Here is a 12875-nt window from a genome sequence, read left to right on the forward strand (position 1 = left end):
AGTATTTACAAATGAGAGGCATATGAAACTAGTAAAATTAAAAAAGCTTCCGTGAGGAAGCTGAGTAGTTACAAATAAGGATTCAATCAAGCTAGTTTCGTCTATCAATCGTCTGCTTTGTAACCAGCAAAATTAGCAGTTGAACTTCCGACTGAGATTAAATTTTGTTACAAGATCAAAATTATTCACTAATATACATCTTTATCTTGTTACATTAAGAATGTAACAAGAGGAAAATCTAATGAAACTACCGTTGTTCAGTCTAACATATTTTTTAAACTGAACATCACAGAGAAATTCAATTCACATGCTCAGTTTTATTTTGCTTCTCCATTACAAATGATAATTTAGTATAGACGATGAACTGGTAGCATCTGTTTTTGAGACAAGACCAATTTGAGTAGCACAACACTATTTTTATAGAATTCAATATACATTTCTCATTCTTTATTTAATAGGTATCTATTCATAAAAAAATTTACATGTAAAAAGTTGTTTGAAAATGCAATTCATTCTACTCAACAATCGGGCCATATCCTTGAATAATGGGTTAAACTAGTAGTTGACCTCGTAGTTTATGGTCTGTTATATTTATACAAACACTAAAAGGATAGGTGAAGAAGTTCGGCATAGCAGAAGTTTGGTTTTCGGGAACTTTGTTATGACTGGAAAAGAGTAAATAAATCAATTTGAAGCAAACTGAAATACGCATTTTTATGTGTTTATTCGGTATGCCCATTTGATTTTTTTACTCTACGGACTTGTTCTCTTTTTTAACCGCAGAGTAAAGCTCTGCGGTTTTTTTGTGTTTAAAAATTTTTAGGAGGAAGTTTTTATGAATAATTTATTAAATCAATTGCAGGTACCTTCACGATTTGAACAAACTGATAATGTTTTTTGGCAAGATCCTTATATTGCTAAAAAATTATTAGAGGTTCATTTAAGCTCTGATACTGAAGGAGCTAGTAGGAGTTTTCAGTTTATTGATAAATCTATTGAATTTATCCAACAAATAGCTCCCAAAAAATATTGTCAAAAAGTACTAGACTTAGGTTGTGGCCCAGGTCTGTATAGTGAGCGATTAGCTAGAAAAGGTTATACAGTAACAGGGATAGACTTCTCTGAAAACTCAATTCGTTATGCTAAAGAACAAGCAAAAAAGTTAGATTATGATATTGAATATCGTTATGAAAATTATTTGGAATTAAATGATTCAAATATGTATGACTTGGCCCTATTGATATATTGTGATTATGGTGCTCTTGCGCCTGAAAATCGTAGTAAATTACTTTTCAACATTTGGAACAGTCTGAAGGATGGTGGAAAGTTGTTATTGGATGTTTTCTCTCAAAATAAATTTGATCAGTTCAAGGAAGAACAATATTGGAGTATGAATGAAAATGGTGGTTTCTGGTCAAAGGATTGCTATTTAGCTATCGGTAGAAATCTCAAATTTCCTGATAGAGTAACATTAGAACAAACAACAGTGGTAACCGATGATAAAATAGAAACTTACAACATTTGGTATCAATTCTTCACAAAAGAATTATTCATCAAAGAGGTAACTGCTGTAGGGTTTACTGTAAAAGAAATTTACGATGATGTTTCTGGTGAAACTGGCAACGGAGGAAGTCAAACTATAGCCTTATTGTTAGAAAAATAAGGTTAAATTGAACAAAGAGAAAGAAATATATGTTATAAATTTTTTCAAAAAGCAATATTTTTTCTTTTCAACAAACGGCAGCTATTGTTGGATAAAACTTAGATTTTTAAATGACTTTATTATTATATTTTTTTAGTGTAGTAAATATTTTACTTTAAAAATTAAACAAGCATAACCTCGTCCTAAATTTAGAACGGGGTTATGCTTGTTTGAGCTTTTAAAATTTAATAACTTTATTATCATTTTACAACATGTAGTATGTAAGGAGATTATCTCAAGGATTATTCACAAATTGTAGGTGGGGATAGAGTTGTTTGAGAACGTTTCTAACGATGCGATTCATTTTCGTTTTAAACCGTTCCCCATAAATGATAAACCATACCGAAAACAAAAAAAGCTAGTCCTACAAACAGAACGATTAAAGCAAGCATCCCGTTTTTATTATGTTCCATACAGTCAGCTCCTTTTTAAGTTATATACAAAAAGCCTTTAGTCATAATTATGGCTAAAGGCTTTGGTCTTCATACTTTGTAGTTTATAAAAAAGTTGCACTTCTGTATTAATTTGGAATATGATTGTTTAAAGAGTAGGTGATGAGTACATGCAGGAAAGAAAACAATTCCCGCTTATATCTGGAAATCTCTCATTAGATTTAGTGAATACAGAGTTAGTTAGGCGTGGACAACGTTATGATTTATTAATAACAGATGAAGATGTATTAGAATGGCTACATGTAATAAAGGTTAATCTTCCTTTTTCGGACGAAAAACCACTTATAGGAATTCAAGAGCGAATGAATCAAGTTACATCTAGCATACTAGAGCTAAGAGAATTACTGAGAAAACAGTTTGAGGCAATTGCCGATCAGCACGAAATTTCTGATGATTTTATTACGTATTTAGAAAAACAAATTGAGAAGGCACCATTTACATATAAAGTTATTGAACAGAGTTTAGTACCTATTCCAGTTGGAAAAATTGAGGATGTACTTGTATCGTTAATTGCATTTGATGCTTTAACGTTAATAGCATCAAATGAGCTTATTTCTCTTAAAAGGTGTTCAAACCCTGACTGTGTTTTATTATTTATAGATAAAAGTGGAAAGCGAAAATGGTGTTCTATGAAAATATGTGGGAACCGAAAAAAGGTAGCAAAATTTCAGGTTCGAAAGTCTGAAGAAGTTTAGGGAATCAACTTATAACAGTTGATTCTTTTTTTCTGTATTTTTAAACTAACCTCTAAAATTAATATTGACTGGTTAGTTTGTTCTTAATATAATTATTGGTAAATAAAGGAGGAGAATGATGAGTAATATAACAGCAGCTAAGCAGAAAGAGGATCAACCAATAAGTGTACGATATTTTGCAAAAATGAAAGGGAAAGGAAGAAGTCCATTACAAGTAAATATAAAGGACTCTTTAACGGGATTATTGGGGGGATTTTTAACGATTCTCACCTTAACATATTTAACGAGTATAACTTCTACAGAATTACTAATGGCTCCATTTGGAGCGAGTTGTGTATTAGCGTTTGGAGTTTGGAATGCACCGCTATCTCAGCCGCGTAATATTATCGGAGGACATTTGATTTCAACTTTCATTGGTCTATCAATATATCATTTGTTTGGGAATGAATATTGGACAATTGCTTTAGCAGTTGGTATGTCGATTGCTATTATGATGTTAACAAGAACAACGCATCCTCCGGCAGGGGCTGATCCCATTGTCGTTATTTTAGGAGCATACAGTTGGAGTTATTTAGTAACACCGGCTTTAGTTGGTTCCCTTGTTATTGTAGTTATTGCTTTATTTATTAATAATATGAGTAGTAAAAGGAGCTATCCAACTTTTTGGATATAATTTATAAGGTGAAAAACAATTTGAGTAAGTATCCCGTTTTTACTATGTTTTCATTTCACATACATTTTAGTTTACAAAGAAAAGACACCCATATAAGAGTGTCTTTTCCGATAGTTTTTTAGCAGAAGCAAGAAGCTCCAACAATGATCAATAAAATAAACAATACAACTAGTAAAGCAAATCCTCCAGAAAAACCGCAGCTTCCGCCGCAACTACCACCAAATCCCATAATAGTTCCTCCTTTAATAAGAGGGGAAAACAAAGGGTCACTCGTGTTTTTTAACGGATTCTATTTACTTTATGTTTTGATGCATAAACGTGAGCAGGTCCTTTTGAAAATAAAAAAAGACACCTTAAGATGCCTTTATGTAATTAATATTCGTTAGCATAAAATTCTTTTATTAGTTTTATTTCATTTGTATCTGGGTTAAATTTAAATATTTTAATTTGATTAGATTCGTCTTTATAGGCAAATGTATTATCGCCAACTGGGGTCATATTGCTCGTGTTTACGATAGGATCGCTACCGTGGTCAGTGATTTCCACAGTTTTCTCACGATCCCAAAACGCAATGACAATGATCAAGATGATAAGGCATATACGTATGTTACGTAGTTCTCTCGATACAGTATTCTCCATTCGATATTCTCCTTTGTTGTTGAGTAGATTTTGTTTATAAAAGAGATAATTCTTATGAAAATAAATAAAAAAGACACTGTAAAGTGTCTTTTTTATTTGAGTTATGCGCATTGCTTAATAAGACGCTAGTTCCTCAGTTTGAATATGAGTAACTATGTAGGGTAGTTTTATTATAACATTTTAACCATTAATGGGTCTATATGGAATTTTATTAAAAATTGTGCTTGATTATTCAAAATTGTACATGTAGTGGAAGGTATGTGTTATCTACGGTAATTGTAAAATATAATGATGTATATAACTAGTCTTGTAATGAATGTAAGCAACAGCTGATCGATTGTTAGTATTTTTCTTTGTAAAAAAATATTCAATAATTTATTATTGCAACCGCTTACTCTTTGTGTATAATAAAGGTAAGTTAATAAGTAAAAGGATTGTTACTGTTCGGCAGGCAAAACCTAAATTGATCTAGAGGCTACGGGTGTAGTGTGGCTTTTGGAATCAGTTTAGGTTTTTTTATTACCTTTTGTGACTTAAAGAAGAAGAAGGCGGAACAATATGAGAATCCATAAAATCTTAAATAACAATGTTGTTTGTACGATGAAGGATACTGAGACAGAAGTTGTACTGATGGGCAGAGGTTTGGGATTTCAGAAAAAAATAGGCGATACGATTGATGAATCTAAGATAGAAAAGACCTTTGTGCTAGAAACAAAAGAATTATCAGAGAAACTTGCTAGGTTGCTAACTGAAATTCCTGTAGAAAATTTAGAGATTAGCGAGAGAATTATTCAGTTTGCTAAGACAGTTTTGCCGGGGACTTTAAGTGATTATATTTATCTTACATTAACGGATCACTTAAGTTTCGCCTTAACTCGGCATAAAGAAGGAATGGATCTCAAAAATACTTTGCTTTGGGAGATTAAGAGGTTCTATCAGAAAGAGTTTGAAATTGGTCTACAAGCTTTGAACATAATTGAAGAAGAGACTGGGTTTACACTCTCTGAAGATGAAGCAGGGTCAATTGCACTACATTTCGTTAATGCGCAGCAAGGAGAGCCGGCGATGCAACAAACGGTAGCGATGACGAAAATCGTCCAAGATATTTTAAATGTTGTAAAGTACCACTATAAGATGAACTTAGATGAAAGTTCATTTAATTATAGTCGGTTTGTAACGCATTTACGGTATTTTGCGCAGCGTTTAATGCAGAAGGAATTGAACTCGGCCGATGATGATTTTTTATACGAGCAAGTGAAAAGTAAGTATGAAGAGGCATATTGTTGTACAGAAAAAATTGAAGCATACTTACGAAAAGCACATAATAGTCATCTTTCAAAAGATGAAAAAGTGTATGTAACGTTGCACATTCATCGTGTAACGAAACGTAATGAATTATGTAATTGAATAAACGGGATTGTTACTGTTTGGCAGGCAAAACCTAAATTGACTTGTAATGGAGTGATTCGTATGTATCACGCCGTTACGGTTAGTTTAGGTTTTTTCTTTTATAAAAAATAATAAATGGGATGATTGTAGGGAGGGAAAGTTACTATGAAGTATGAAAAATTAGCAAAAGACATACTGAAACATGTTGGCGGGAGAGAAAATATACATAGCGTTGTACATTGTATCACTCGTTTACGATTTCAGTTAAAGGATGAGGGGAAAGCAAATACAGAAGTACTGAAAAGTATGGAAGATATTGTGACTGTTATGAAAAGCGGCGGACAATATCAAGTTGTAATTGGTAACCATGTATCCGACGTATACAAAGCGGTTATTGCTGCTGGAGGGTTTCAAGAAAATGAGGAAGAAAATGCGAGTGATAAGAAAAAGAGTAGTCTTATAGATATTCTTTCTAGCATTTTTACTCCTATTTTAGGAGTGTTAGCTGCAACTGGGATGATTAAAGGATTTAACGCATTATTTGTAGCGTTAGGCTGGTTAAGTACACAGTCAGGAACGTATCAAATATTAAATGCAGTTGGCGATTCGTTATTTTATTTCTTCCCGATCTTCTTAGGATATACAGCAAGTAAGAAATTCGGGGGATCACCATTCATCGGTATGGCAATTGGGGGAGCGTTAGTCTATCCGGCTTTATCCGGTTTAAAAGCAAGTGAGCCATTATATACGCTATTTGCAGGAACGATGTTTGAATCACCAATTCATATTACGTTTTTAGGAATACCAGTTATTTTAATGAACTATGCATCATCTGTTATTCCAATTATTCTCGCTGCTTATTTTGGAGCGAAAGTAGAACATTCTTTAAAGAAAGTTATTCCAGATGTTGTGAAAACATTTTTATTACCATTCTTCACATTATTAATCGTTGTACCAGTTACATTTCTCGTTATTGGTCCAATTGCGACGTGGGCAGGGCAGTTTTTAGGACAGGCGACGCTTTGGGTGTATCATGCAAGCCCATTAGTAGCAGGTGCTTTACTCGGTGCTTTCTGGCAAGTACTTGTCATATTTGGCCTTCATTGGGGCGTTGTTCCGATTGGCTATAACAATTTAGCAGTAAACGGTGTTGATCCAATATTAGCACTTATATTTGCTGCTTCATTTGCTCAAATTGGTGCTGTGCTTGGCGTTTGGATGAAAACGAAAGATAAAAAATTAAAAACACTTAGTATTCCAGCTTTTATTTCAGGGATTTTCGGCGTTACAGAACCAGCGATTTATGGTATTACACTTCCTCTTAAAAAGCCGTTTATTATGAGCTGTATTGCTGGAGGAATTGGCGGCGCAATACTTGGCGTATTTGGTACACAAAGTTATATGACAGGCGGACTTGGTATATTTACGCTTCCTACATTTATTAGTCCGAAAGATGGGATTACAGCTGGATTTTGGGGAGCAATTGTTTCAATGGTTGTTTCTTTAATAGTAGGTTTTATTTTGACTTACTTATTTGGTTTTACGAAAAAGCAAACATCTACAGAAACAGCTGAAACAATTGATAAAATTGCTGCATCAAACGATGATGAAATAATCTTTAGTCCTTTCCATGGCGCTGTTATGCCGCTTCAAAATATTGACGATGCTGCATTTGCATCAGGAGCGTTAGGTGAAGGAGTTGCGATTGAGCCTTCAGAAGGAAAGTTGTTTTCACCAGTTTCAGGTACGGTTTCTGCGCTGTTCCCGACGAATCATGCGGTAGGAATTACGGCGGATTCAGGTGCTGAAATTTTAATCCATATTGGGATGGATACTGTGAAATTAAATGGCGAATTTTTCTCTTCTCGTATTGAACAAGGAGTGAGAGTAGAAAAAGGGCAATTACTTATTGAGTTTAATATAGCTGAAATTCAAAAGGCGGGTTATATTGTGACAACACCAGTTGTTGTTACAAATTATGATAGATATAGCATCACAAAAACGGAAATAGAAAAGATTCAAGCAGGAGATTCCTTACTAAAGTTAGGAGTTAAATAGTAGTTACATTTCATACAGGTTCAAACGAAGAAAGGTATTCTTTAAAACTTACAATAGCTTTCCTCGTTCATTCTTATATAAAGGAGTTTTTCTATATGTCTAAAGTTAATTTTCCAAAAGGATTTTTATGGGGTGGAGCAACTGCAGCCAATCAAGTTGAAGGCGCATATGTAGAGGACGGAAAAGGATTAACGACGGTTGATCTATTACCAACTGGTGAAAATCGTTGGGATATTATGAAAGGAAATATTCATTCTTTTACGCCGGTAGAAGGAGAGTTTTACCCGTCACACGAAGCGATTGATTTTTACCATCGTTATAAAGAAGATATCGCTCTTTTTGCAGAAATGGGATTTAAAGCGTTACGTGTATCTATTGCGTGGACGCGTATTTTCCCAAGTGGTGAAGATGAAAAGCCAAATGAAGCAGGATTACAGTTTTATGATAATTTGTTTGATGAACTGTTAAAGCACGGTATTGAACCAGTTGTTACGATGGCTCACTTCGATGTACCTGTTCATTTAGTAGAAAAGTATGGAAGCTGGAGAAGTAGAAAGCTTGTAAACTTCTTCGAGACGTACGCAAAAACGATCTTTAATAGATATAAAGATAAAGTGAAATATTGGATGACGTTTAATGAAATTAATATGCTTTTACATTTACCTTTCATGGGAGCAGGTCTAGCATTTAAAGAAGGTGATAATAAAAAACAAATTCAATATCAAGCGGCGCATCACCAACTTGTCGCAAGTGCGTTAGCTGTAAAAGCGTGTCATGAAATCATTCCAGATGCAAAAATCGGTTGTATGCTTGCTGCTGGTGCGACGTATCCGTACACATGTAATCCAGATGATGTACTTCGTGCAATGGAACAAGACCGTGAATCATTCTTCTTCATTGATGTACAAGCAAGAGGAGCATATCCTGGATACGCAAAACGCTTCTTTAAAGATAACAATGTAGCAATTGAAATGGAAAAAGAAGACGAGGAAATTTTAAAAGAGTATACAGTTGATTATATTGGCTTTAGCTACTATTCAAGCCGAGCAACAAGTACCGATCCAGAAGTGTTAAAAAGCATAACGAGCGGAAATGTATTCGGTTCTGTTGAAAATCCATACCTTGAAAAATCAGAGTGGGGATGGACGATTGACCCGAAAGGCTTCCGTATTACAGCGAACCAACTGTACGATCGTTACCAAAAACCGTTATTTGTTGTTGAAAATGGTCTTGGTGCAATCGATCAATTAAATGGTGAAGAAGAAGTGAATGATGAATACCGTATTGATTACTTACAAAAACATATGATTGAAATGTCGGAAGCAATCCAAGATGGAGTAGACATTATCGGATATACAAGCTGGGGCCCAATTGACCTTGTAAGTGCTTCTACTGGAGAAATGAAAAAACGTTACGGATATATATACGTTGATAAAGATAATGAAGGAAAAGGTTCATTAAAAAGATCGAAGAAGAAAAGCTTCGATTGGTATAAGGAAGTAATTAAGACGAATGGTAAGAGTTTGGAGTCTTAAGTATGAAAAGGAGACATCTTGATTGATGTCTTCTTTTTTCATTGCGAATAAAGTACGGAGCGATATTTCCCTTTACACGAACATAAAGGTATAATATAGTTTAGTTAAGTGAACTAAACTATTGAAAACGAAATAACAGCATGGAGGAAGAACGCTATGACTAAATCATATAAAGAAGTAATTAATGAAATGAACCGAGCCTACACGGAACTCTACATTTTACTATTTCAAGATTTAAAGGATGAGTTCGGTCTTACTGGGCAGCAAGAGAGCATGCTATTTCATATTAATTTAAATGAAAACACGACAGCAAATAACATTGCGACTACTTTTAATATAACGAAAAGTGCTGTGAGCCAAGTTTTATCGAAATTGGAAAAGCAGAAGATGATATCGAAGCAAGTTAATCCGAACAATAAACGGGAGTATTTCCTTACGCTCGGCCCAAACGGTAGTAAATATATCGAACGATTGTCTGAGTTAGATGATGTATTGATCGAGAAATATTTCTCGAAAATTGATATTGAAGCTTTGCAGCAAATGACTGATACGTTAACGAAAATAAATAAAGTGATATTGGAAGAAAAACAGAAGGATCTTGAATCTAATGAGTAGGAAGCAAGATGAGGCAATTAGCAGAAAGGAGGAGAAGCGTGTGATGAGTTACATACCAAATATGATTACGATAGCAAATTTTGTGTGTGGGCTTTTGGCTATTCACGCTGTTTTCGTTCACGATATGCATGGTGCAGTTATGTTCATTATTACAGGTATGGTATTTGATCTGTTTGATGGTATGGTCGCTCGGAAACTAGATGCTGTTTCGGAAATAGGCGGAGAGTTAGACTCATTTGCGGATTTAGTGACCTTCGGTGTGGCACCATCTATTCTTGCATATAGTGTCGCTTTAAAAGACTTGCAGTCTATTGGGATGATATGTGCGCTCGCTTATAGTCTTTGCGGAATGCTGCGGCTTGCTAGATTTAACACGCAACAAAGCAAACTCCCAACATTCATCGGAATGCCCATTCCATTTGCGGCAATGTGTCTCCTCATTTTATGCCTCCTAAATAACCCAGTTTCCGTAGCGTTGGGCACATGCTTACTCGCTTATTTAATGGTGAGCAAAATCAAATTCCCCCATTTTACAAAAGATATATCGGAAAGCTTGAAGTCCGAAAGATGGGATTAATAGGAAAGATAAGGAGCATAACATGATTCGTATGGCATTAAGATCATTCAACATACAAATATATTGTTTACTAGGCGTGATGTTATTGGGATGGTTGGTGACACCTTTTTCAGCACAGTTTGTAGGGATAAGCATCGGCCTTTTAGTTAGTATGTACTGCGCCTGGATTTTAGGAAGGCGTATTGAAAAGTTCGGAAATAGCATTGTAAAAAAAGAAAAAGCACCGATGCTTGGCATGATAAATCGGTTCGCAGCCGCAATACTCGGCGCGATTATTATGTATGAAATTGAACACCGTGAGTACATGTGGACATTTGCTGCTGGAATTATGGGTGGGTATTTCTTGGTTATTATTAATTTGGGGTATTACAGTATGAGGGATGCGAAGAAATAAAGTGCTGTGTAAATCACTAATTTGGATGTGAAAACTTTCCTTTATAGATAGCTTTTTATTACAAAGAAACGACACCCATATAAGAGTGTCGTTTCCGATAGTTTTTTAGCAGAAGCAAGAAGCTCCAACAATGATTAATAAAATAAACAATACAACTAGTAAAGCAAAGCCGCTGCCACAACCACTACTACAACTACCACCAAATCCCATAATAGTTCCTCCTTTAATAAGAGGGGAAAACAAGGGGTCACTCATGTATTTTAATGGATTCAACTTACTTTATGTTTTTTACACAATAATTGAGCAGGTCCTTTTGAAAATAAAGAAAAGACACCCTAAGGTGCCTTCCTCCGACTTGAACCATCTTAATTTTAATAATATTGGACTCCCGTCCGAATATTATTTTACCATGTTAAGTTGTTTTTGGAAATGTTCCATATCGATAATTGCAATAAACGTTTTAGTTTTGGAATTATGTATCTGTCTAAACGTTGAAATTAATAAAGGAACGATATACTTGAGGGTTTTTATCCCGCTTTAATGGGCAGTAAGACCCCCACCTCAAAATTTAGCGAAAGCAAAGAATTTAGGTGGGGGTCGGGCTGCCCATAAAAGTCCGATTGGTGAGGGCTGATAATCAGTGGGGGATGAAGAAAACCCCCACTGATTAAAGTTTCACTTTATGAGTGATTACAATCATACCATTAAAAAGAACCCCATAAATGATAAACCATTCCACTAACAAAAAACACTAATCCTAAAAAAAAAACAATTAAAGCAAGTACTCCATTTTGATTATGTTCCATAAAATTAGCTCCTTTTAGAATTATTTTTATATACAAAAAAGCCTTTAGTCGTAATTATGGCTAAAGGCTTTGAGCATTATACTTTTTAGTTAATAAAATCGTATAAGAAGAATTTATAATGTTTTTTATCGAATTTGGAACTGAAAATGTACTAGCTTGATAATGAAGCCTGGCTATTAGAATTGAAAAATTTTAGTTTTATTATAATTAATAGAAATGAGAGTAGTGTGAATATAAATCCGCTCCAAATAAGCTGATGAATACCTAAGTTTGAAATGAACCAGCCTCCAATAGTGGTTCCTAAAGTAATTCCGAGATTTGAGAACGAAACGAATAGACTGTTACCAAATTCAGGTGCTTCTTTAGCTTCACTTATTAACCATGTTTGACCAACAATTAATCCACCAGCATGTACGATTCCCCAAATGAATACTATAAAAATCATGGGAACAAGGTAGGAACCTAAATAATAAACCAATATATAAACAATAGAATATAGAATAGGGAATGATATTACAGTGTTTATTATGCTTTTTTGCAGGAGACCACCAAATAAATGATTACCTAAAATCATAACTATACCAAATATGAATAGCATGATACTGATGAGAGATCCATTCATGGAAGTTACTTTTGCAAGGTACTCAGCGAAGTAGCTGTATACGGAAAACATGGCTGCAAAAAGGAATGTGACGGTTAAAATATTTAACCATAATCCTGGTTTGCCGAGTATACGAATTTGTTTGCCGAAAGACATTTTTTCTTTAACAGGCATAGAAGGAAGTAGGAGTAGTATTCCAATGAATGCAACAGTGTTAACGAATGCTCCGAATAAGAAAGCCATTTCGAGTGAAAATTGGTCTGCAAGGTAAGAGGTTAGTGGTACACCTAAAGCAAAGCCAACAGTAATTCCCATGAAAACTTTTGTAACTGCTTGACCGCTCTTTTCTGGAGGGACAAGTTTAGCAGCTGTTACAAGAGCGATTGAAAAGAAGAGTGGGTGAAGCGCTGCCGGTAAAATACGAAAAATAAGCATGATTTCAAATTGTGTTGTATAAGCGTAGATTAAATTTGAAATAACAAATATGAAAATTGCTGTTAATAAAATTATTTTGCGATTAATACTAGAGACGAGCAGAATTAAAAATGGACCAGAAATAGCAACAACTAGTGCAAATATACTTACTAAAAATCCAGCTTGTGTAGTTGAAATTCCGAATTTTTCATTGATTTGTGGTAATACGCCGACAATACCCATCTCGGTAGTAATAATTCCGAACACACCTATTGCGAGTGTCAGAATAAGTAAAGGATTTACTTTTTTCATTTATTAAACTCTC

Annotated in this window: 13 protein-coding genes; 9 read left to right on the plus strand and 4 right to left on the minus strand. The window is 34.5% G+C overall.

Translation table 11 applies throughout. The features are described 5' to 3' along the window. Positions 1–835 precede the first annotated feature (835 nt). From JDS99_RS11910 to JDS99_RS11920, 3 genes are all read left to right on the plus strand, one after another. A complete protein-coding gene (locus JDS99_RS11910) occupies positions 836–1663 on the plus strand; it encodes a class I SAM-dependent methyltransferase (protein WP_199695120.1) in 828 nt (275 codons plus the stop codon). 601 nt (positions 1664–2264) lie between these two features. Continuing rightward, the gene (locus JDS99_RS11915; protein ID WP_087985704.1) at positions 2265–2849 is read left to right on the plus strand and encodes a CGNR zinc finger domain-containing protein; all 585 of its coding nucleotides are present in this window, start codon (positions 2265–2267) and stop codon (positions 2847–2849) included. Between the two features lie 118 nt (positions 2850–2967). Continuing rightward, positions 2968–3522: an HPP family protein gene (locus JDS99_RS11920; protein ID WP_199695121.1), complete on the plus strand. Its 555-nt coding sequence runs from the start codon at positions 2968–2970 to the stop codon at positions 3520–3522. A 118-nt stretch (positions 3523–3640) separates the two neighbouring features. On the opposite strand, the gene JDS99_RS11925 is transcribed toward JDS99_RS11920, so the two are convergent. Together JDS99_RS11925 and JDS99_RS11930 are read right to left on the minus strand one after the other, a co-directional pair. Further along, complete coding sequence (locus tag JDS99_RS11925) at positions 3641–3751, minus strand: YjcZ family sporulation protein (protein WP_000505686.1); 111 nt, start codon at positions 3749–3751, stop codon at positions 3641–3643. A gap of 143 nt (positions 3752–3894) precedes the next feature. After that, entirely contained in the window at positions 3895–4161 is a 267-nt protein-coding gene (locus JDS99_RS11930; RefSeq protein WP_076535848.1) for a YmzC family protein, read from the minus strand. 558 nt (positions 4162–4719) lie between these two features. On the opposite strand from JDS99_RS11930, the gene licT reads away from it, so the two are divergent. The 6 genes from licT (at position 4720) to JDS99_RS11960 (ending at position 10729) form a co-directional block, all read left to right on the plus strand. Next, a complete protein-coding gene (licT, locus tag JDS99_RS11935; protein WP_106383120.1) occupies positions 4720–5568 on the plus strand; it encodes a BglG family transcription antiterminator LicT in 849 nt (282 codons plus the stop codon). Positions 5569–5715: 147 nt separating this feature from the next. After that, entirely contained in the window at positions 5716–7608 is a 1893-nt protein-coding gene (locus JDS99_RS11940; protein ID WP_199695122.1) for a beta-glucoside-specific PTS transporter subunit IIABC, read from the plus strand. Positions 7609–7703: 95 nt separating this feature from the next. Then, complete coding sequence (locus JDS99_RS11945) at positions 7704–9143, plus strand: 6-phospho-beta-glucosidase (RefSeq protein ID WP_098857816.1); 1440 nt, start codon at positions 7704–7706, stop codon at positions 9141–9143. Positions 9144–9299: 156 nt separating this feature from the next. Further along, positions 9300–9758, plus strand: coding sequence for a MarR family winged helix-turn-helix transcriptional regulator (locus tag JDS99_RS11950; RefSeq protein WP_048561590.1), 459 nt, complete (start codon positions 9300–9302; stop codon positions 9756–9758). Then, positions 9751–10335 carry a CDP-diacylglycerol--serine O-phosphatidyltransferase gene (gene pssA, locus JDS99_RS11955; RefSeq protein ID WP_199695123.1) on the plus strand — a complete coding sequence of 195 codons (585 nt, stop codon included), beginning with the start codon at positions 9751–9753 and terminating at the stop codon, positions 10333–10335. Before JDS99_RS11950 ends, pssA begins: the two co-directional genes overlap by 8 nt. A gap of 22 nt (positions 10336–10357) precedes the next feature. Continuing rightward, positions 10358–10729, plus strand: coding sequence for an ATP synthase subunit I (locus tag JDS99_RS11960; RefSeq protein WP_199695124.1), 372 nt, complete (start codon positions 10358–10360; stop codon positions 10727–10729). A gap of 105 nt (positions 10730–10834) precedes the next feature. Here JDS99_RS11960 and JDS99_RS11965 read toward each other — a convergent pair whose 3' ends face one another. Both JDS99_RS11965 and JDS99_RS11970 read right to left on the minus strand, forming a co-directional pair. Continuing rightward, the gene (locus tag JDS99_RS11965) at positions 10835–10939 is read right to left on the minus strand and encodes a YjcZ family sporulation protein (protein ID WP_080492803.1); all 105 of its coding nucleotides are present in this window, start codon (positions 10937–10939) and stop codon (positions 10835–10837) included. A gap of 747 nt (positions 10940–11686) precedes the next feature. Then, a complete protein-coding gene (locus JDS99_RS11970) occupies positions 11687–12862 on the minus strand; it encodes an MFS transporter (RefSeq protein ID WP_199695125.1) in 1176 nt (391 codons plus the stop codon). Positions 12863–12875 lie beyond the last annotated feature (13 nt).

Source organism: Bacillus cereus group sp. N6, from assembly GCF_016483705.1.
Classification (GTDB): domain Bacteria; phylum Bacillota; class Bacilli; order Bacillales; family Bacillaceae_G; genus Bacillus_A; species Bacillus_A wiedmannii.

Excerpts from the sequence above, each read along its gene's own strand:
- JDS99_RS11910 (WP_199695120.1), top strand. The coding sequence starts at position 836 with ATGAATAATTTATTAAATCAATTGCAGGTACCTTCACGATTTGAACAA.
- JDS99_RS11915 (WP_087985704.1), top strand. The coding sequence starts at position 2,265 with ATGCAGGAAAGAAAACAATTCCCGCTTATATCTGGAAATCTCTCATTA.
- JDS99_RS11920 (WP_199695121.1), top strand. The coding sequence starts at position 2,968 with ATGAGTAATATAACAGCAGCTAAGCAGAAAGAGGATCAACCAATAAGT.
- JDS99_RS11925 (WP_000505686.1), bottom strand. The coding sequence starts at position 3,751 with ATGGGATTTGGTGGTAGTTGCGGCGGAAGCTGCGGTTTTTCTGGAGGA.
- JDS99_RS11930 (WP_076535848.1), bottom strand. The coding sequence starts at position 4,161 with ATGGAGAATACTGTATCGAGAGAACTACGTAACATACGTATATGCCTT.
- licT (WP_106383120.1), top strand. The coding sequence starts at position 4,720 with ATGAGAATCCATAAAATCTTAAATAACAATGTTGTTTGTACGATGAAG.
- JDS99_RS11940 (WP_199695122.1), top strand. The coding sequence starts at position 5,716 with ATGAAGTATGAAAAATTAGCAAAAGACATACTGAAACATGTTGGCGGG.
- JDS99_RS11945 (WP_098857816.1), top strand. The coding sequence starts at position 7,704 with ATGTCTAAAGTTAATTTTCCAAAAGGATTTTTATGGGGTGGAGCAACT.
- JDS99_RS11950 (WP_048561590.1), top strand. The coding sequence starts at position 9,300 with ATGACTAAATCATATAAAGAAGTAATTAATGAAATGAACCGAGCCTAC.
- pssA (WP_199695123.1), top strand. The coding sequence starts at position 9,751 with ATGAGTAGGAAGCAAGATGAGGCAATTAGCAGAAAGGAGGAGAAGCGT.
- JDS99_RS11960 (WP_199695124.1), top strand. The coding sequence starts at position 10,358 with ATGATTCGTATGGCATTAAGATCATTCAACATACAAATATATTGTTTA.
- JDS99_RS11965 (WP_080492803.1), bottom strand. The coding sequence starts at position 10,939 with ATGGGATTTGGTGGTAGTTGTAGTAGTGGTTGTGGCAGCGGCTTTGCT.
- JDS99_RS11970 (WP_199695125.1), bottom strand. The coding sequence starts at position 12,862 with ATGAAAAAAGTAAATCCTTTACTTATTCTGACACTCGCAATAGGTGTG.